Raw genomic sequence first — 19,658 nt, 5'->3', positions numbered from 1 at the left:
CCGGCCATGCGCTGGGGCTTTTTTTCATCTTTTAAGTACTGCTTGAAATGCACCAACAAAACAACAGCGGCTATCGCTAGATAGCCGCTGTTGTTTTGTTGGTGATGGTTTTGACGATTTAGAAGGCGACGTTCAAACCTAACCAGACGCGACGGCCATCTTCCACATAGCCATACTCATCGTAGTCGATCTCTTCATCGAACAGGTTGTAGATGCCGGCGTTGAGTTGAGTATTTTCGTTCAACTGGTAGCCGATACCGGCGTCAATAAAGGTGTAAGACGGCGCCACGGTGGCACTTTGTGAAGGGCCGGTATTGGGCTGGCTCTCTTCTCCGCGGTAGGTCACCTTGGTCCACTGGCTCAGCTTGGCTGAGACTTGCCAATCTAACGAGGCAGAAACTTGGTGGCGAGGAAGCTGAGTTAACGGCTCGCCAGCATAATCACCGCTTTTTTGCTCAGAATCGGTAAAGGTGTAACTACCGGTTAGCTCAACGGTATCGGTAAGCGGCGCAGAGAGGCTGACTTCTACTCCCTGGGTTACCGCTTCATCGATGTTAATGCGATAAGTAGGATCGCTACCAAACCGATTCGCTCCCTCGGCACACACACCTTCAGGGCATGCAATTCGAGTGATCTTATCTTTAAAATCATTATGGAATACCGTAACGCCCCCGCTTAGCCCCGCATCATTGGCATATAACAGCGCCAACTCTTTATTGAGCGACGTTTCTGGCTGTAAATCGGGATTACCGTAAACATCGCCGCCACGGCTGGTTTGCCCCCAATCAGCGGTGATTTCACGTAGATTGGGCGAACGATAACCAGTAGAGACGCCTCCTTTTAACGTCCAGTCTGGGGTCATGTTCCAAACACTATAAAGCCGCGGGCTAATATGGCTGCCGAAGTTATCATCATTATCCAAGCGTAAGCCGCCGGTTAGCGCCCACGTGTTCGTCAACATCCACTCATTCTCAGCGAAGATGGCCCACTGGCTATTATCAATCTCAGTGCGTGAAGAAATCGTGTTGGTAGTGCTGTCTTCTAATGACTCTTCTTCGTAGCTAGCCCCCAACGTCACCATGTGTACACCTAGCGGAATGACTGCGCTGGTTTTGGCAGTAGTGTTGGTGATTTGGATATCACGTGATTTGTTTTCACTACGTTCACGCTGTAGGTAGCTTTCGCTGGTCCCCCAATCGAAGCGCCCGCTGTGGGTTACAGCAACATGCTGATTGGTAAACTCATTAAAGCTATCGCTACAGCCTCCCCGGCAGCCCTCTGAAGGTGCCGAGTTACCCATCAGCGACTGGCGGTCCTGCTCGGTAATGCCCGCTTCAGCAGTGAAGTCGTGATTATCCGAGGCGGCGAAACTCAGCCGCGCCGTAAGGCTTTGCAGGCTTTTATCTTCGTAGCCGTTAATGATGTTGTCTTCATCGCGCTGGGAGGCACGGCCATAGAGCTGGAGGCCTAACCGATCACCTACCAAGGGCCCGCTGAGATAAAAGTTGGCCTGGCGGCTGTCGCCGGAATCACTGTCTTCTTGCAGCACCGTGTCGAGCTGAACGCTACCGTGCCACTGCTGAGCAACTTTACGGGTAATCACGTTGATGACACCACCAATGGCATCGGAGCCATACAGCGTCGACATCGGTCCGCGTACTACTTCAATACGCTCAATGACCTGTAACGGTGGCAACCAATCTTGCTCAAACCCGGCACTACCGTTGGGGCGAGACTCGCGCGAATTTTGCGGGCGACCATCCACCAAAATCAGCGTGTACTGGGAGGGCATACCCCGGATCGAGATATCTTGGCCGTTATCCCCTCTCCCGCCCCCGGTAACTATGACGCCAGGAACATCACGTAAGGCATCAGTTACACTCTGGTAGTGGCCCCGCTCTAACTGCTCGCGAGAAACCACGCTGATGGACGCGGGTGCATTGGTGATTTGCTGTTCAAAGCCGGACGCTGTAATCACCATATCGTCTAAGCGGGGCGCTTCCTGTGCCCATACAGCGCCACTGGATAGGGTACAAATCGCGCTGGCTAGCAGCGTGCGACGCAAACAGGGTGACATAGCAAAATCCTTCGTGGTGAGTGAGCAACCGCTCTATTAAATGCGAATTATTAGCATTAATATTTTTGCACACTCTTTACACAATAGGGTGAGACGGTACGTTCAACCAAACGGAACACAAATGCCTATTATTTTCATTCGCACCAAACAGTGGCACAATTAGCGCTCACCCTTATCCCGTGGGCCTGACCATGTATGACTTTGACGAACTCACCGCTTTTGCCGATGTGATGACCACGGGCAGTTTGACACGCAGTGCCCAGAAGCTTGGATTAGCCAAATCGACGTTAAGCCGTCGCATTAGCCAGCTCGAAGCCCGGCTTAATCAACCCCTTCTTCGGCGCCAGGCCAACCGCTTAATCCCGACTGAGGCGGGGCTACTGTTTCACAACTACTGCACTGAGCTTTTAGCGATGGCGGCGCATAGCCAAGAGGCGCTGGCTGAACTGCGCGAAGAGATCAGCGGTGAAATAACCCTTGAGGTTCATGGCGCTCTAGCGCGCAGTTGGTTAGCCAGCGCGATTGATGCTTTCTTAAATCGTCATCCAAAAGTGGAATTAACGCTGCATACCCGTGAGACGCCGCCGACTAAAATGCACAGTAACAGTGTTCACGTGTGGCTGGGGCCAACCCATGAGTGCGGGCTTAATCAGGAGCGTTTGGGTCACTTAACCCGTGGGCTATATGCAAGCCCTCCCTATCTCGCGGATAAAGGAACACCCAATCACCCTGAAGAGCTGAATCAACATGCTTGGATAGACCTGTTGGGCACTGCTTCCAACGGGCTTCTGCTATCTCACTCTGAGTATGGCGAATATACCTTTAGCCCGCCCCGCTCACGGCTGCGGGTGGATCTCACCGCGCTACACATTGATGCCATCGCGCGCAGTCAGGGTATTGGCCTACTCGCTCACTGGCTAACCGCAAAGCGCGAACAACATCATCCAGGTGAATTGATTAACTGCCTACCTGGCTGGGAGCCAACCCCACTACCCATTACGCTGCTCTACGCTTATGGCCACCAATCGCGCCGAACCCACGCCTTGTTGGAGTTTTTACGCAGCCAAGTGCCGGCCCAGTGGCGCGGAACAACCGCGACTGTTTAGCGGAATTCGAGTGTTTACCTTGCCAGTTAGCCCGCTCATTAACGACAATAGGCAGCTAACGATTGCCAAGGACAGTAAATGCTTGCCGAACTTTTTGCCGTCATGGCGCCTGTGCTTGCCGGTGCAGGGCTTGGCTATTCCTGGATACGCTTAGGCCACCCTTACCCGGTCGACTTCATTACCCGGCTCGTATTTAACATTGGTACGCCCTCATTGGTATTGGCGTCTCTTGCAGGCGCCGACATTGATGCAGCCACTTTCGGCCAAACTATGCTGGCCGCCGCGTTAGTGATTCTCACCATGGGGGCCGCGACCTTTTTGGTGGCAAAACTGTTGCGTCGCAGTTGGCGGGTTTTACTTGCTCCCATGATGTATCCCAATACCGGCAACATGGGCTTACCCGTAGTGCTGTACGCGTTTGGCAGTGCGGGCTTTGCCTACGGCATCACGGTCATGGTCACCGTATCACTATTTCAATTTACCTTGGGCGCTGCGCTCAATAGCCAGGGCAACCCACTCAAAACCCTGGTTAAAACGCCGACGGTGTACGCCATTGTTATTTCCATGGCGCTGCTGCTGACGGGTACTGAGTTACCCGCATGGCTGGCCAACACCGTGGATTTAATGTCCGGGTTCACGGTACCGCTCATGCTGATCACGCTAGGCGTGTCACTGGCCAGCATTCAGGTTAAAAACCTGCGCTCGGGGCTGGGGTTTAGCTTGGTGCGTATTCCGCTTGCCGCAGTCGCGGCTTGGTTTATCGCTGGCTGGGTGGGCCTCCCCCCGATTGCACAAAGTATTTTAGTGGTGCAAATGTGTATGCCGGTGGCGGTCTTCAATTACCTATTTGCCCAACGTGCCCAGCGCGAGCCTGCCTATGTCGCAAGCCTAGTATTCTGTTCGACCCTGTTAGCGCTGCTTTATGTACCGGCGCTACTCGCTTTGCTAATGTAAGCCCGCATTTCAAGAACGCCGTTGAAACACTCTTAGCGGAACCTCAACGTGGGTGAAGAGTCACTGCTAGACTATTGCCAACGATAACGGGCACTAACACTACTTGAGGCCACGCTATGCATTATACGAACACGCGCAATCAAACTCCTCGCCGCCTTACCGCTAGCGCTTTGGCAGGAATCGGTGGACTAATGCTGGCGGGGGCTATTAACACAGCCAATGCGGAAGTTGTGCAGGAATCGCTGGAAACCGATCACCTTACGCTGTCCATTGAGCGCATGGCTGATGGGTTCGAGCACCCATGGGCGGTGGCCTTTTTACCCGATGGCCGTTACCTAGTGAGCGAACGCAGCGGGCAGCTAAACCTTATCGACCCGGAAAGTGGCGAGGCCAGTACCCTGGAAGGCATGCCAGAAGTGAGTTCTCGAGGTCAGGGCGGCTTGTTAGATGTGGTTTTACATCCTGATTTTAAAGGCGATGGTGGTGAAAACGACTGGATCTATTTCACCTGGAGCAAGCCCGAAGGCGATAACAGCCTTTCAGCGCTATCGCGGGTAAAATGGCAGGGCAATCAGTTAGGAGAGGTAGAACACTTATTTGAGCAGGATCGCGCATCAGGCCCTGGCCGCCATTATGGGTCGCGGCTAGCATGGCTGCCCGACGACACCCTACTGATGAGCATCGGCGACCGCGGTAGCGAGCCGCCCCGCGCCCAAGCAAGCGATGACCATGCTGGCTCAACGTTGCGCCTTACCGCTACCGGCGGCGTGCCGGATGACAACCCCTTTGTGGATGATGATGACACGCTGGACGAAATCTACTCCATGGGGAACCGCAATATCCAAGGCATGACCGTCATGAGCAACGGTGAAGCCTGGGCGTCAGAGCATGGCCCACGTACCGGTGATGAGCTGAACCGCATTGAAGCAGGCAATAATTATGGTTGGCCGGATGCCAGCCAGGGCAATGATTACGCCACCAACGAGCCGATTGGCGAAGATTCACTGCCTGGGATGGTGGACCCTGTATACGTCTTTGAAGGCCGCTTCGCACCCGCCGGGCTTGCAGAAGTAACCAGCGACGCCTTTGGCGAGTGGGAAGGCAACTTACTGGCCGGTGGACTAGGCAGTGAAAAGCTGCTGCGCCTGCGCTTGGAGAACGGCAGCGTGGCAGAAGAAGAATTAATTTTAGATGGGGAAATTGGCCGCATTCGAGATGTTCGCCAAGGGCCTGATGGTATTTATTTGCTGACTGATGACCCTCAGGGCGGCTTGTATCGTTTGGCGCCAACGCATCCGTAGCGGCCCACTCACTCGCTAATACAAAACCGTATTGATACCACCATGGATGCCGCATGCGCTTACGCAACTTAATTATTTTAACAGTGATCGTGCCGCTGTTTGTCATCCTGGTGGTGTTTAGCTTGGTGGCGATTAAGTCGCTTGAGGATAACGTACGCTCAAAGCTGCAAACGGAAGTTGAGATTATCACTCGTACGCTGAGTTCTTCCCTGAGCTACGCCATCACCCCCGACAGCAACACCCCGCTTGAAGAAGCGCTACAGTCGGCGTTCTCCTTCCATCGCATTTATGGCGCCTATGTGTTTGATACCGATGGGCGCGATATTTACGGACTAGGCCTGGGCAAAGATATTTTCAGCCGAGAAGAAATTCAGCAGGTCATTGAGCGCGATGACTTATATAGCAATTATCGACAGCATGATGGATGGAACTACTACTCTGCGTTGACACCTTTGCGCTCGCAAGATGGCACTGTGTATGGCGTGCTTCAAGTTAATCGTTTAAATACTGGGATTGAGAACTACACTGGCTTTATCAGCATTGTGGCAGTGCTGGTCTTTGTGATTGGGGCCGCCGGGATTGTCTTTAGTATTTGGTGGGGATTTCGTCGCCATATCGAGCGCCCGCTTAACCGCTTACTCCACGTGATGCTGCTGGTAGAGGATGGTGATCGCAGTCAACGCGCCACAGAAGACGGCCCGACTGAATATCGTCGCCTCGCTTCCGGTTTAAATGGCATGCTGGACGCGATGGCAGAGAAAGACCACGAAATCGAAGATCGCCAACGGCGTGAGATCGAACTCGAAAAACGCCTGCGTAAATCGAAAAAACTGGCCGAGCTGGGCGTACTCGCCGCGGGGGTTGCCCATGAAATAGGCGCGCCGCTAACGGTGATCAATGGTCAGGCTCAGCGCTTAGCTCGTAGGGATGTCATTGGTGATGACGAGCGAGCACGCTTAGGAAGAATCCGCGGCGAAGTAGAACGCATCGTTGAAATCGTGCGTCAATTGATGGAATTGGGCCGACAACATAACGTGGAGAAAGGCGAACAGGCGCTCGACCAGCTTATTATGAGTGCCAGTGAGTTAGTGGAAGAAGAACTAGAGCCGCGCAATATTCGCCTAGACATTGAATTACCGTCACCGACACCCAATTTACTCGCCAACGGGCAACAAATTGTTCAGGTGTTAACCAATTTACTGAGAAACGCCGCGCAAGCCCCCGACGTTAACCGTATTCGGGTGCGAGCCCAGCAGCAAGAACATGAATTAGTACTATGGGTTGAAGATGATGGCCCGGGCATCCCCGACTCCCATCACCAAAAAGTGTTCGATCCATTTTTCACCACCAAACCTGTCGGGCAAGGCAGTGGTTTGGGGCTCTCTATGGTACACCGCATTATTAACGACCACGGCGGCACGATCGGCGTGTTTGACAGCGCCCTAGGCGGCGCTGGATTTGAAATTACGCTTCCCCTTAGTGAAACCGCATCCGCGTGAGGACAACGTTTGTGACCCATCAGGAACACCTTTTACCTTTATTGGTGGTGGAAGATGACGCCGCTATACGTGAGTTATTAGAGGAAGAGCTGCAGGATGCAGGCTATGCAACGCTGGGCGTCCCTAGCGCTGAAGAGGCTATTGCCTTACTGAGCCACACCACCGTCTCACTGGTTATTACCGACGTACGCCTGCCGGGAATGACAGGCATCCAGTTACTTCAGCAGCTGCGCCAAGCGGGCAGTGAGCTGGGGATTATTGTGATTACCGCCTTTGGCACTATTGATCAGGCAGTCGAGGCGCTAAAGCTTGGCGCTGACGACTTTCTCACCAAACCGCTTGATCTTGATGCTATTCGCGATGCCGTCTTTCGGGTACTTGAGCGGCAGCGTTTGGCGGTTTCACACGACGCGGATATCAGCCATTTCCACGGTATTGTGGGTAAAAGCCAGGTCATGCAGGCGCTGTTTCATGACGCCTCACGCCTTGCCAAAAGCGATGCGCCGATTCTGATCCTGGGTGAAAGCGGTACCGGTAAAGAGCTGCTCGCCCGCGCCATTCATCAAGAGAGCCCGCGCAACGACCAGCCCTTCGTGCCGGTCAACTGTGCCAGCATTCCCGCCGACTTGATGGAAAGTGAGTTCTTTGGCCACGTAAAAGGTGCTTTTACTGGTGCCAACGAAGCGCGTAAGGGGCTCTTCCAAAGCGCCCAGGGCGGCAGCCTTTTCTTAGATGAAATTGGTGAAATGCCTATCAATCTGCAGGCTAAATTACTACGGGCGCTGCAGGAAAAGACTGTGCGTCCCGTGGGCGGTGAACGCGAAGAACCGGTCGATGTTCGCATTATCGCGGCGACCCATCGAAATTTAGACAAAGAGATAGAGCAAGGTAACTTTCGTAGTGACCTTTTCTACCGGCTGGAAACTTTCTCGCTGCGTATTCCGCCGCTGAGGGAGCGCGGTACCGATATCGAGCATCTGGTGTTTGCTCTTATCGACAAGCACGCAGAGGCACAGGGCAAACAGATAGAGCAAATCGAACCCGAAGCCCTCAACAATTTGCTGAATTACGCCTACCCCGGCAATGTTCGCGAATTGGAAAACGCCATTATGCGCGGCGTTACCCTGAGCGAAGATGGCTCCCTTAACCACAAAGATTTGCCCGAACGACTGCGGGAGCAATCCACTGTGGAAACCGGCACACCGCTGGTGCCTGCCGTCAGTGGCGAACTGCTCGCTAGTGGACAGTTACCAGCCCCTCCACCGATTCGCTGGCCGAGTTTAGAAGAAGTCGAGAAACGCTATATTAACAAAGTATTAGAAGCAACGGGTGGCAATAAACGGCGCACTGCCGAGGTGTTGGGGATTGCACGTCGCACGCTCTACCGTCGCTTAGAAGACAACGATGAATAAGCACAATCAGGAATAACTAAAACAGCCTTCTAAAACTGACTTGCTAGAGGGCCAAACGCAAGACAAAAAAACCCCCGCGGGCGCGGGGGCGAAAAGGATGGTAAATCGTGTGGAGCAGCCGCAGGGAACAGACAGCTGATGCGACTTACCATCGTAGGGAGCGGTACTAACTCGGTATTGGCCTCAGTATTGGCGCAATACATGCTCAATACGTGTCATGCATACTTCACTGAGCAGAGCTCGAATTCTCGTCATCTTCACTGTCGGTGCCAGGCATTGGGTCAGTGCCCTCACCAAAACCAGCTTCGTCATCTGGATCCATGGTACCTTCTACAGGCTCATCCATGGTGTCTTCGGGCATATCCTGACCAGTCATAGGTTCGCCAGAAGTGGTGCCATTCTCTTGAGTCATCGCATCTTGAGACATCGAACCTTGTGAACCTGACTCTTCAGGTAAACCAGGGTCTTGCTCCATTGCTGGCTCTTGACTCATCGTCGATTCGGGCTGGGTAGTTGCATCCTGCTCTAGTGGCGAAGTCTCCTCAGCGGGGGGAGCAGTTTCTTCATTGTCGCCACAACCAGCTAATACGATGACGCTTGCCGCTGTGGCCATCATGCACAGCGTTAACCAACGTGGGCGTTTGGAAATTTGCTGATGTTCAATGTGGTTATGTTGATTATCCATAATACCCACCTCCATTACTGGCACCGTTAATATCTTCAACATCAAATTACTTAAATGACGACTTGGCTACTCTTCCTTCGTTACACAACTTATTTACTCATCAATCATATTTTCGAGATTGAGGTAATTACATAGATCACATTCACTTCCTGTGCCAATACAGCATAAATAATAAAAATATCAATTAAATCATTATCATAAAAAACAAAACGTGCGCGTACAAAACGCTCCATCATATAAATTCTAGTGGGTAAAAAATGACACATGTGGCGTTAATTGCCCCGTTGAGCGAGCCGTTGTGACACACAGGCCCTACCTATGTATAATAATTTTTAATAAATTATCCAACTCAAGCTCTTATTTCTTTATGAATGGCGTAGCAACGACACACGCCCATTCCTCTCACTAAAAAGGCATCGCCGATGGACGAGACACGACCCGTCAAAATTAAAGTGCGCGGATTAAGTAAAGTCTTTGGTAAGCACCCACAAAAAGCCATCGAACTGCGTAACCAGGGAATGAAGCGCCCTGAAATTTTGGAGAAAACAGGCCAGACGCTGGGACTATCGAATATATCGTTTGATGTTTACGAAGGTGAGCTGCTGGTCATAATGGGCCTATCGGGGTCGGGAAAATCGACGTTGATTCGCTGCCTTAATCGCCTTATAGAGACCACCGAAGGCGAGATCGTCATTGATGGCGAAAACATTCCGACGCTGAAAGAGAAAGCTCTGCTTGAGTGTCGTCGTCGCCACTTCTCTATGGTGTTTCAGAACTTCGCGCTATTTCCTCACCGCACTGTGCAGCAAAACGCCGAGTTCGGTTTGGAAATTCGCGGCGTAGAGAAAGCAGAACGACACAAGATTGCGCATGATTCGCTGAAGCAGGTTGGCTTGGAGGGCTGGGAAGACGCCTACCCAAATCAACTTTCCGGCGGCATGCAGCAGCGGGTCGGCCTGGCCCGCGCGCTGGCCAACGATGCCACCGTGCTATTAATGGATGAAGCCTTCTCCGCACTCGACCCGCTAATTCGCAAAGACATGCAGCAAGAGCTTTTACAACTGCAGTCGAAAATGCAAAAGACCACCGTCTTTATCACCCATGATCTGGATGAGGCGCTTAACATTGGCGACCGCATCGTGCTGCTAAAAGATGGAGAAGTGGTACAGATCGGCACGCCAGAAGAGATTCTGACAAAGCCTGCCGATGATTACGTGCGGCGCTTTATCGAAGGGGTTGATCGGTCACGTATTCTGACCGCCGAGAGCGCCATGCGCCCACTACGCACCACCGCCCGCGAAAGCGATGGGCCACGTACGGCACTTCACCGCATGCGCGACCACACTATCGACTCTATCTATGTAGTTGATCGCGATCGCTGTCTGCTCGGACTACTGGAAGTGGACGCCGCCAGTCGGGCAATTGAAGAGGGGGCTGATTCAATTATCCCCTATTTAACCCAGGATTTTCGCAAAGTCCCTATGGATGAACCGCTGCATAACCTGTTTGCCATGTTTAGTGAAAAAAGCTTCCCTATCGCCGTGATTGATAAGCAGGAACAACTGCTTGGGGTGGTGGTTAAAGGCGCAGTACTCGATGAACTGGCACGGGCAGGAGAGCAATAATGGATATCCCACGCATCCCGCTAGGTGATTGGATCGAAAGCGGCCTGACTTGGTTGACCAGCGAATACTCTTTGGTTACCCGAGGCATCTCTCGCTTTACGCAAACCGGCATTGATGTACTCAACGACAGCTTAATGTGGCTGCCTGAGTGGGCACTGCTCGGTTTGATAGCACTACTATGCTGGAAACTGGCGGGCCCTAGGTTAGCCATCGGCGCCGTCGCCGGTTTGGCACTGATTTGGAACCTGGGCCTCTGGAACCCAATGATCGAGACGCTCACGCTGGTGGTGTTCGCTACCATGGTGGCGGTGGTCATTGCGTTACCTGTCGGCATTGCTGCGGCCCTCTCCAATCGGCTTTACCGGGTCATTATGCCGATACTAGACTTTATGCAGACCATGCCGGCATTCGTTTATCTGATTCCTGCCATTCCGTTTTTCGGTATTGGCTCGGTGTCAGCAATTTTTGCCACGGTGATCTTTTCGATGCCCCCGGCGATTCGCTTTACCACACTGGGTATCCGTCAGGTTCCAGTGGAGCTAATCGAAGCTGCCGATGCATACGGCGCCACGCGGGGACAGAAACTGTTCAAAGTGCAGTTGCCGCTCTCACTACCCACGGTCATGGCCGGCATCAACCAGACTATTATGCTTGCCCTCTCCATGGTGGTCATTGCTGCCATGATCGGCGCCGATGGGCTAGGCAGCGAAGTATGGCGCGCTATACAACGTCTGCGCCCTGGTGATGGTTTTGAGGCGGGCATTGCGGTCGTCATTCTGGCCATGCTGCTTGATCGCTTAACCCAGTCGCTCAGAAAAACACGGCAATAAAGCAACACAGCAGAAGCGACTGCGTTGAGCCATACGCTTGCTAAGTCGCTTTTTGCTCATCATGCTGTTTTTGCAGCTGCTATGTTTTTAAGCTGTGTACATTAATAATTTTATACCCAAGGGAGAAAGTGAATGAAACATCGCACATTGAACCTCCGTATCCGTCTTGCGTCACTGGCACTGCTAGCGGGTGCTGGTGTAGCTGTCAGCAGCGCGGCGCAGGCCGAAGAAGAGAAAGGCCCGATTAATCTAGCCTACGTGGAGTGGTCATCTGAAGTCGCTTCTACCAACGTGATTGCCGCGGTGTTGGAACAAGCAGGTTATGAGGTTGATCTCACCTCACTTTCCGCCGCTGCCATGTTCCAAGCGCTCTCCTCTGGCGATGCGGATGCTATTGTGGCCGCCTGGCTGCCCACCACCCATGCTGATTACATGGAACGCTTGGGTGATAGCATCGAAGACCTTGGCCCTAACCTTGACGGCACCAAACTGGGTCTCGTTGTTCCTGAGTACACCGACGTCGATTCTATTGCTGACCTCAACGATAACGCCGACAGCTTTAATGGCGAGATTATCGGTATTGACCCCGGTGCTGGCTTAATGAGCCTCACTGAAGAGGTTGTGGATACCTATGACCTTGAGCTGGATCTGCGCAGCGGTAGTGGTGCCACTATGACGGCGGCACTGTCGAGCGCCATTACTAACGAAGAGAACGTCGTTGTGACCGGCTGGACGCCTCACTGGATGTTCGCCCGCTTTGACCTCAAATACCTAGACGATCCTGAAAATGTCTACGGTGGTGCGGAGCAGATCCATACCGCAGTTCGTGAAGGCCTGGAAGATGACATGCCGGAAGCCTATGCCATTCTCGACGCTTTCGAATGGACGCCTGAGCAAATGGGTGAAGTTATGCTCATGAACCAGGAAGACGGCAGCGACCCCTACGAAAACGCTAAGCAGTGGGTAGAGGATAACCAAGACGTGGTTGAGCAGTGGCTTGACAGCTAAACTACTCGTGCAAATACGATGACAGGGGGCTTAGGCCCTCTGTTGTCGTTATAAGTACTGTTTTTGATCAGTACTATAAGCCCGATGGTTCACAATGCGTTGAACACAGTTCCAGCCGTTTTGCTATTGTGTGCGCCTTAATGCACGCCATGCAATGCTGGTTGAAAACCACATCTTGGTTTCTGTTCAACATTTTTTGATCGAAACATCTTGATCGAAGTAGAGAGGCTCCAGTGGATAACCACGACGACAAACGTCCCCCTGAAGAGCCGGTCTCTGAGGGCATTCCTGCTCCAGATGGCCCGGCGAATCTGATTGATACCGATTATGTAATCGGCCAAGACAATATCACCACAAATACCATGGGTTTAAATTTAGACCTGCACGGCAAGGTATTTACGATTTCAGCTATTGTGGTGTTGCTGTTTGTAATAATGACGCTAGCGTTGCAAGAAACGATTGCGCCTATTTACGACGCTATTTTCGGCTTCTTGACCGGCAATCTAGCTTGGTTCTTTATTTCAGCCGCCAATATTTTCGTTATTTTATGTGTGGGCCTGATTTTCTCACCATTAGGTAAAATCCGCATTGGTGGCGCCGATGCCAAGCCCGATTTTACCTATATGGGTTGGTTCTCGATGCTGTTTGCCGCAGGCATGGGCATTGGCCTGATGTTCTTTGGCGTTAATGAACCTTTGACCCACTTTGGCACCTCCCTTGACGGTGGCAGCTGGGCTCCGCTAGGTGGAGCCGAAGGTGATACCGCGGGTGCAGCAGCGCTGGGCATGGCAGCCACTATTTTCCATTGGGGTCTACACCCCTGGGCAATTTACGCGGTCGTCGCACTATCGTTAGCACTCTTCTCGTTCAATAAGGGTTTGCCGCTTTCAATGCGTTCGGTGTTCTACCCAATCTTGGGTGAGCGCGTTTGGGGCTGGCCGGGTCACTTAATTGATATTCTTGCCGTGTTTGCCACGCTGTTTGGCCTAGCAACTTCATTAGGGCTAGGGGCTACTCAAGCGGCTGCCGGTTTGACGTATCTGTTTGGCGCGCCAGAAAGTGACATCACCATGATTCTACTGATCATGGGTATCACGGTTATCGCTATTGGCTCGATTATGGCGGGCGTTGATAAGGGTGTGCAGTTGCTATCCAAGATCAACATTGCTATGGCGGCGCTGCTGCTGTTCTTTGTGATCGCGGTTGGCCCCACCATGCTCATCGCGACCGGCTTCTTTGAGAACTTGCTCAACTATTTCGTTCACTTACCTGCGCTGTCGAATCCTTTCGGCCGTGAAGATGCCAACTTCAGCCAAGGCTGGACGGCCTTCTACTGGGCATGGTGGATCTCCTGGTCTCCGTATGTCGGTATGTTTATAGCCCGGGTATCCCGTGGTCGTACCGTTCGTGAATTCCTTATATCTGTACTGATCGTGCCTTCTGTGGTGTCGGTATTGTGGATGACCACTTTCGGCGGTACCGCCATTGATCAATATGTCAGCCAGGGTATTGAAGCCGTGCGTGACGCAGGTGTCGACCTGCAGCTCTTCATCATGCTGGAGCAGTTGCCGCTGTCACAAATCACCTCGTTCATCGCGATCATCCTGGTGATTATCTTCTTCGTAACCTCCTCTGACTCAGGCTCGCTGGTTATCGATTCGATTACCGCCGGTGGCAAGGTCGATGCACCTAAGCCTCAGCGCGTGTTCTGGGCAATCATTGAAGGCGCTATTGCGATTGCACTGCTATTAGGCGGCGGTCTAACGGCACTACAGACTATGGCCGTTTCTACGGGCTTCCCATTCACCATCATTTTGCTGGTGGCGTGTTATGCCATCGTAAAAGGGTTAATGAGCGAGCCAAAAGCGGTATGAAACGCATTTTGGCTTAGCTAGCGAGTACGCAAACGGGCAACTCACACATTGGGTTGCCCGTTTTTTTTGTTTTATAGCTTTAACACCATATATCTTTTAGCGGTGTGCCGGGCCGATAGTGGGTGGCAATTTGCGCTTGTAATAGCTCTGCGGTTGCCAGCGCATCGACGAGGGCATGATGGCCTTGATAGGCAGGTAACCCATAGCGTTCGCGGCTTGCGTGCAATCTTATGGAAACCGGTGGGCGGCCCAACCAGCGACGAAAACGCGCCCATAGAGTTTGGCGGTGCATCCGCGCCTCCAGCGACATGGTATCGATCATCGGAAACAGCACGCCTTCCCCACGCCGGGCTTTGACAGCGGCATCCAAAAAGGGGCGCTCAATATTACGAAAGTGGACCACCACTAAGCAGCCCGCTAACTGGGCCAGTAGATCGTCCAGGATCGCCTCTAAGTCTGGTGCCTGGGCGATCTCAGAATGAGTAATATGATGGAAAGCAATCGAGGCCTCATCAAGTGGCCTGGGCGGTTTGACCACCCAATAGCGCCGCTCGGCCAACTTAATGCGGCTTAACGTGAAGGGTACGACACCAATACTGACAATCGCGTGTCGCCGCTCATCCAGCCCGGTTGTCTCCATATCCAGCGCCACCATAGGCACCTCGGAAATCGGAGTGTCAGGATCAGGCAGCGGCGTCCCAAAAAATTGTTGGATGCTGGGATTTTTAGCCTGCTGTGCCCGCTGGGCCATATAGCCCTTCCAGTCGGCCAGGGTAATTTTTTGACGTGGGCGTATACCAAACATCTTAACGCCCCTGCCGCTGAGCGGGCATGGGGTAGCGGAATTTGAGAAACTTTTGCGCGTTGCTTAGCACCTGGAAAGCGTCTTTGAGGGTGTGGCGTTCGCTGTCGGCAACGTTTTCAGGCTCGATGTTGTTATCCGGCTGGCGCTCCTCTTGCAGATCAATCATTTGATGGCGCAGCCGCGACATGCATAAAAACTCAAACGCATAGCTAAGTTTGTCACTCATACCATTCGCCAAGAGCTGGGTCTTGCTGATGTCATTCAAACGCTGGAAGGAGTTCTGCGCTTTGGAGCCGCAGGCCAAAGCATGAATCCGCACCAAATCTACCATTGGCGCCGTGCCGCGGCGCTTCAGGTTGATGGAGTTATTGTGCTTGCCATCCTGCTCCATCACAAAGGTGCGGAAAAACCCCAGCGGTGGCGTGCGATTTAAGGCATTGCGCGCCATGGCGGCTAAGAAAAGCGGTGATTTGGGGGCTGTCTCGGCAATCAAATCTTGCAGCGTTTCCACAAAGAGGTCTTCGCCATAGCAGCTATCCAGGTCGAAAAAAATCGAGCTGTGCAGTAGCCGTTCAGGAGTGGGGTTGGCCATCCAATCCTTAAAATAGTCTTTCCAAACGCTGAGCGGCTGACGCCACTGAGCGTTGGTCGCCATCACATCGCCTTTGCAGTAGGTATAGCCACAGGCATCCAAGCCATCGCTAACGATTTTTGCCAAGGCATAAAAATACCCATCGTGAAGTTTAGGATCAAACTCGTCGGAGAGAATCAGCGCATTATCCTGGTCAGTCACGATACTCTGCTCATTGCGTGCCATTGAGCCATTGACCATAAAACAGTAAGGCACCGGCGGAGGGCCGAGCTCTGCTTCAGCCATTTCCAGCAACCGTCGCGTAAAACTGCGACCGATGGTAGAGAGCGCACTGCCCACCATCTGCGAGTTAGCGCCCTCTTGCACCATGCGTACAAAGGCGGCGCGCACATCCGGTGCCAAGCGCGCCAGCCCCTGGGCGCTGGACTGATTAAAGATATTGCTGACCAAATAGAGGCCGCTATGGGTCTCATAGCGGATAATATCGGAGAGGTGCACCACGCCTACCGGGCGCTGGCGATAGAGCACGGGCAGGTGATGCACGTTACTGCGCAGCATCGTCAGCATGGCTTCGTAGACAGAAGCGTCCGACTGCACGGTGATTAGCCTGGAGGAAACCACCTCGCCGACCGTGGTTTGCGGCGATAGCCCTTCCGCCACCACGCGGGTACGAAAATCACTGTCGGTTAAAATCCCGCACATCTGCCAAGTCTGGCCTTCGCTATCTTTAAAACTGTAGCGTGGGTTGTCGCTACCCTCTTTTATTACCAGCAGCGCGGAGGCCTGTGCTTCGCTCATCTGCTGCGCGGCGTGCTGAACGCTGGTAGTCGTTTCGACCATTACCGGGTAGCGGGTTAGCAGTTTGCGTATCCGGGTGACCATCATGTCGTTGGATTTCTTTTGCTGCTCGGCGGCGCTTTCTAACCGTGGCCGCTCCAACTCGACAAAATCGGCAAAATGCTCATCCTCATCACACAGCCTTTGGAAGACCGCTTTAGGGATAAAGTAAATCAGGGTATCTTCAATCGCCTTCGCTGGAAGCCGCACTTTATGATTTCGCAGTAGGCTGAAATGGCCGAAAATATCGCCTTCACCTAAACGGTTATATAACTCCCCCTGGCTGCGGTAAACCTCCACCGCCCCACTGCGGATATAACAGAGATCATTGAGGGTATCGTTTAGCGCTAAAATAGTGCTGCCAGTTTTGAAGTAACTCACTTCCACCTGTTCAGCAATGGCATCTAGAAGATCATCCGACAGCCCATCAAAAGGGGGAAAGCGTCCCATATGCTGGCGTATTTCTAACAGCTCGACATCCATACGGACTCCTTAAGGCTTGTCGGTTAATAGTCAGGATAATCAACCCATAATCTAAAGTGTGGCGGGAAGGCTTCGGAAGGTAAACCCCGAAACACACAATAAGGGCGAGCATGGCGAAAAGGATCATGAAAAAACGACAAGCAATAAAAAACCCGGTGCAGCATGCACCGGGTTTTGGATGGCCGAAGCCAAGCTGATAAAAATGTGACTAATTAATTTAATAAGCTAGCTACATAAAATACCTTATCAGCCGATATCAACAGCAGGGCTTAGGATTGGTTGGCCATTTCCTGAACACGCTGCATCATTTCTGGGTCTTGCTGAATAGATTGACCAATAGCATTGAAGGTATCAACATCTAGACCGCTGTCTTCTACGACTTCAATCATGCGGTCATTCGCTTCAGTGCGTACTTCCTGTTGCGCTGATTCATCTTCCGCTTCCTGCAGACGCTGGGTATATTCTTGAGAAATCACGGCAATTTCTTGAGAAGCATCGGCGAACTGCTGGAGCTGATCGTCAGAAAAATCCTGGGCAGGTGCAGCTTGTTGGGTCGCCATTGGATCTTGTGCTGATTCCTGCGTTTGCTGGGCATTGGCAGTAGCAGCCATTAAACCAGTGGCAAGCAGGGCAGCAGAGAACAGAGCAGTCATACGTTGCATAGTAAAGAACCTCAATATTGCGTTATGTATGTGCCCACTGTGACGCGCTGTTTTTAAGCAGGTTCAATTTTTTATGTAAAAGTTAGTAACAAAAAGAACAATATGTATCAAAGGAATAATTTACACACGCCAACTCGGAATATAAATGTCTAATTTATTCAAAAACTTACGATCAATAGACCTACCTTCTGCTGGGTTGGCTGTCATGCCTGCTCTTTTTGTTCTGCTTTGGAGTACAGGCTTCATTGGCGCCAAATTTGGTCTGCCTTATGCAGAACCGTTCACATTTTTGTTTATACGCTTCGTGCTGACGCTAATGCTGTTAATACCACTGGTACTTTTAATGCGTATTCCCTGGCCTTCCTCACCTAGGTTATGGACACACATCGCCATTTCAGGCTTTCTAGTCCACGGCGCATATTTGGGTGGCGTTTTTTACGGTATTTATTTAGGCATGCCCGCTGGTTTAGCGGCGTTACTCGTTGGGATTCAACCACTACTAACCGCTGCCTTTGCCGGACCTTTATTAGGTGAACAGCTCTCCTGGCGACAATGGTTAGGATTAGGGCTCGGACTGATGGGCATTAGCTTGGTGCTCGGCAGCAAGTTGGAAATTGGTGAATCCCTTTTCGACGGCTTCGGCATTAGTGCGTTACTTTGCGTCACCGCAGCGTTGCTCGGTATCTCTTTGGGTACGCTGTATCAGAAACGATATTGCACCAGTATGCCGCTGCTTTCTGGAGCTGTTATTCAGTATTTGGCAGCAGGTGCGCTGCTGGGGAGCGGTGCACTGCTATTTGAGACCCGTCAGGTGGAGTGGAGCAGCACGTTTGTTCTAACACTCGCCTGGCTAGTGTTGATTCTCTCGATTGCCGCTATTCTGTTACTTATGGCCTTGATAAAAAAGGGGGAAGCCTCGCGAGTAGCGAGTCTTTTTTATCTTGTGCCGCCCGTCACCGCGCTTCAAGCGTGGTGGCTATTTGACGAACGTCTTCCCCTATTGGGATTGGTGGGGATGTTCGTTGCCATCACCGGGGTGGTGTTGGTTATTCGCAAACCCGCCAATAAGGCGAGATCACGATAATTTTATTCAAGGGCTTGGATAAACATGTCAGCACAACATAACTGTGCCAGGGTGAAAGGACACTGTAACCGGTGCGATTCTCCGGTGCCTTTTGCATTTACAATGGCGTTTCAACCGATTGTCGACGTTAGTCAGCGGAAAATTATCTATTACGAGGCCTTAGTTCGCGGCCCCAATGGGGAATCCGCATTTTCAATTCTAGAGCAGGTCACTGATGATTTACTCTACCGCTTTGATCAGGCCTGCCGCATTAAAGCGATAGAGCTTGCCAGCGAACTGGGTATGCAGGAACGGCTCTCGATTAATTTTCTACCCAATGCAGTCTACGAACCGGAAGCCTGTATTCAAGCGACACTTGAAACGGCAAACCGCGTAGGTTGGCCCACCGAGCGACTCAATTTCGAAATTACCGAAACCGAGCGCGTCAATGACCGCCTGCATATGCGCACTATTATTGAGAGTTATCGTGAAATGGGCTTTACCACCTCACTGGATGACTTTGGTAACGGCTATGCCAACCTTGATCTACTCACTGACCTGCGCCCAGATACACTAAAAATCGATCGCGACCTGGTGATGGAGTGCGATAGCAATAAGCGCCGTCAAGCCATACTGCGTAGCTTAGTGGCGCTGGCAAAAACATTGGGAACACAGTTGATTGCCGAAGGCGTTGAAACCCGCGAGGAGTCTCGTTGCCTGCTGGCATTGGGCATTCCTATGCAGCAAGGTTACTACTTCTCCTACCCGAATTTGGAAGCACTGGCAGAAATTAACGACGCGAAATACGACTAGATGAGGGCTGGCAGCGGGCTCTTAAAACACTC

General features: G+C 52.1%; 16 protein-coding genes. 11 read left to right on the top strand and 5 right to left on the bottom strand.

What is annotated here, in order from left to right; genetic code table 11:
• Positions 1-118: 118 nt before the first annotated feature.
• Positions 119-2,077 carry a ligand-gated channel protein gene (locus MLE19_RS06635; protein ID WP_240717308.1) on the bottom strand — a complete coding sequence of 653 codons (1,959 nt, stop codon included), beginning with the start codon at positions 2,075-2,077 and terminating at the stop codon, positions 119-121.
• Positions 2,078-2,268: 191 nt separating this feature from the next.
• Here MLE19_RS06635 and MLE19_RS06630 point away from each other — a divergent pair, with 191 nt between their 5' ends.
• The 5 genes from MLE19_RS06630 (at position 2,269) to MLE19_RS06610 (ending at position 8,349) form a co-directional block, all read left to right on the top strand.
• A complete protein-coding gene (locus MLE19_RS06630; RefSeq protein WP_240717306.1) occupies positions 2,269-3,183 on the top strand; it encodes a LysR family transcriptional regulator in 915 nt (304 codons plus the stop codon).
• Between the two features lie 78 nt (positions 3,184-3,261).
• The gene (locus MLE19_RS06625; protein ID WP_240717304.1) at positions 3,262-4,137 is read left to right on the top strand and encodes an AEC family transporter; all 876 of its coding nucleotides are present in this window, start codon (positions 3,262-3,264) and stop codon (positions 4,135-4,137) included.
• Positions 4,138-4,253: 116 nt separating this feature from the next.
• A complete protein-coding gene (locus MLE19_RS06620) occupies positions 4,254-5,438 on the top strand; it encodes a PQQ-dependent sugar dehydrogenase (protein WP_240717303.1) in 1,185 nt (394 codons plus the stop codon).
• Positions 5,439-5,491: 53 nt separating this feature from the next.
• Positions 5,492-6,937, top strand: coding sequence for an ATP-binding protein (locus MLE19_RS06615; protein WP_240717301.1), 1,446 nt, complete (start codon positions 5,492-5,494; stop codon positions 6,935-6,937).
• Positions 6,938-6,948: 11 nt separating this feature from the next.
• The gene (locus MLE19_RS06610) at positions 6,949-8,349 is read left to right on the top strand and encodes a sigma-54-dependent transcriptional regulator (protein ID WP_240717299.1); all 1,401 of its coding nucleotides are present in this window, start codon (positions 6,949-6,951) and stop codon (positions 8,347-8,349) included.
• 226 nt (positions 8,350-8,575) lie between these two features.
• Here MLE19_RS06610 and MLE19_RS06605 read toward each other — a convergent pair whose 3' ends face one another.
• Positions 8,576-9,034 carry a hypothetical protein gene (locus MLE19_RS06605; RefSeq protein ID WP_240717297.1) on the bottom strand — a complete coding sequence of 153 codons (459 nt, stop codon included), beginning with the start codon at positions 9,032-9,034 and terminating at the stop codon, positions 8,576-8,578.
• Positions 9,035-9,456: 422 nt separating this feature from the next.
• Here MLE19_RS06605 and MLE19_RS06600 point away from each other — a divergent pair, with 422 nt between their 5' ends.
• The 4 genes from MLE19_RS06600 to MLE19_RS06585 all read left to right on the top strand — a co-directional run bounded on the left by MLE19_RS06600 (position 9,457) and on the right by MLE19_RS06585 (position 14,371).
• Entirely contained in the window at positions 9,457-10,659 is a 1,203-nt protein-coding gene (locus MLE19_RS06600; RefSeq protein WP_240717295.1) for a quaternary amine ABC transporter ATP-binding protein, read from the top strand.
• Entirely contained in the window at positions 10,659-11,489 is an 831-nt protein-coding gene (locus tag MLE19_RS06595) for an ABC transporter permease (protein WP_240717294.1), read from the top strand. Before MLE19_RS06600 ends, MLE19_RS06595 begins: the two co-directional genes overlap by 1 nt.
• 132 nt (positions 11,490-11,621) lie before the next feature.
• Complete coding sequence (locus MLE19_RS06590) at positions 11,622-12,497, top strand: glycine betaine ABC transporter substrate-binding protein (RefSeq protein ID WP_240717292.1); 876 nt, start codon at positions 11,622-11,624, stop codon at positions 12,495-12,497.
• Between the two features lie 233 nt (positions 12,498-12,730).
• Entirely contained in the window at positions 12,731-14,371 is a 1,641-nt protein-coding gene (locus tag MLE19_RS06585; RefSeq protein ID WP_240717290.1) for a BCCT family transporter, read from the top strand.
• 79 nt (positions 14,372-14,450) lie between these two features.
• Here MLE19_RS06585 and MLE19_RS06580 read toward each other — a convergent pair whose 3' ends face one another.
• The 3 genes from MLE19_RS06580 to MLE19_RS06570 form a co-directional block, all read right to left on the bottom strand.
• On the bottom strand, positions 14,451-15,176 hold the full coding sequence (locus MLE19_RS06580; RefSeq protein WP_240717289.1) for a 3'-5' exonuclease: 726 nt from the start codon (positions 15,174-15,176) through the stop codon (positions 14,451-14,453).
• Between the two features lies 1 nt (position 15,177).
• Positions 15,178-17,088: a DUF294 nucleotidyltransferase-like domain-containing protein gene (locus tag MLE19_RS06575; protein WP_240717287.1), complete on the bottom strand. Its 1,911-nt coding sequence runs from the start codon at positions 17,086-17,088 to the stop codon at positions 15,178-15,180.
• A gap of 269 nt (positions 17,089-17,357) precedes the next feature.
• Positions 17,358-17,750, bottom strand: a complete 393-nt coding sequence (locus MLE19_RS06570; protein ID WP_240717285.1) for a DUF4168 domain-containing protein — start codon at positions 17,748-17,750, stop codon at positions 17,358-17,360.
• Between the two features lie 145 nt (positions 17,751-17,895).
• On the opposite strand from MLE19_RS06570, the gene MLE19_RS06565 reads away from it, so the two are divergent.
• Together MLE19_RS06565 and MLE19_RS06560 are read left to right on the top strand one after the other, a co-directional pair.
• Positions 17,896-18,834 carry a DMT family transporter gene (locus MLE19_RS06565; protein ID WP_240717283.1) on the top strand — a complete coding sequence of 313 codons (939 nt, stop codon included), beginning with the start codon at positions 17,896-17,898 and terminating at the stop codon, positions 18,832-18,834.
• A gap of 102 nt (positions 18,835-18,936) precedes the next feature.
• Entirely contained in the window at positions 18,937-19,626 is a 690-nt protein-coding gene (locus MLE19_RS06560) for an EAL domain-containing protein (RefSeq protein WP_240717281.1), read from the top strand.
• The last annotated feature ends 32 nt before the right edge of the window (positions 19,627-19,658 follow it).

Source organism: Vreelandella neptunia (genome assembly GCF_022489065.1).
Lineage (GTDB): Bacteria > Pseudomonadota > Gammaproteobacteria > Pseudomonadales > Halomonadaceae > Vreelandella > Vreelandella neptunia_A.
Note: the sequence above shows the minus strand (reverse complement) of the source record. Positions and strands in the feature narration are given on the sequence as shown.

Bases quoted from the DNA above. Each gene is read 5' to 3' on its own strand.
- MLE19_RS06635 (WP_240717308.1), bottom strand. From the start codon at position 2,077: ATGTCACCCTGTTTGCGTCGCACGCTGCTAGCCAGCGCGATTTGTACC.
- MLE19_RS06630 (WP_240717306.1), top strand. From the start codon at position 2,269: ATGTATGACTTTGACGAACTCACCGCTTTTGCCGATGTGATGACCACG.
- MLE19_RS06625 (WP_240717304.1), top strand. From the start codon at position 3,262: ATGCTTGCCGAACTTTTTGCCGTCATGGCGCCTGTGCTTGCCGGTGCA.
- MLE19_RS06620 (WP_240717303.1), top strand. From the start codon at position 4,254: ATGCATTATACGAACACGCGCAATCAAACTCCTCGCCGCCTTACCGCT.
- MLE19_RS06615 (WP_240717301.1), top strand. From the start codon at position 5,492: ATGCGCTTACGCAACTTAATTATTTTAACAGTGATCGTGCCGCTGTTT.
- MLE19_RS06605 (WP_240717297.1), bottom strand. From the start codon at position 9,034: ATGGATAATCAACATAACCACATTGAACATCAGCAAATTTCCAAACGC.
- MLE19_RS06600 (WP_240717295.1), top strand. From the start codon at position 9,457: ATGGACGAGACACGACCCGTCAAAATTAAAGTGCGCGGATTAAGTAAA.
- MLE19_RS06595 (WP_240717294.1), top strand. From the start codon at position 10,659: ATGGATATCCCACGCATCCCGCTAGGTGATTGGATCGAAAGCGGCCTG.
- MLE19_RS06590 (WP_240717292.1), top strand. From the start codon at position 11,622: ATGAAACATCGCACATTGAACCTCCGTATCCGTCTTGCGTCACTGGCA.
- MLE19_RS06580 (WP_240717289.1), bottom strand. From the start codon at position 15,176: ATGTTTGGTATACGCCCACGTCAAAAAATTACCCTGGCCGACTGGAAG.
- MLE19_RS06575 (WP_240717287.1), bottom strand. From the start codon at position 17,088: ATGGATGTCGAGCTGTTAGAAATACGCCAGCATATGGGACGCTTTCCC.
- MLE19_RS06570 (WP_240717285.1), bottom strand. From the start codon at position 17,750: ATGCAACGTATGACTGCTCTGTTCTCTGCTGCCCTGCTTGCCACTGGT.
- MLE19_RS06565 (WP_240717283.1), top strand. From the start codon at position 17,896: ATGTCTAATTTATTCAAAAACTTACGATCAATAGACCTACCTTCTGCT.
- MLE19_RS06560 (WP_240717281.1), top strand. From the start codon at position 18,937: ATGGCGTTTCAACCGATTGTCGACGTTAGTCAGCGGAAAATTATCTAT.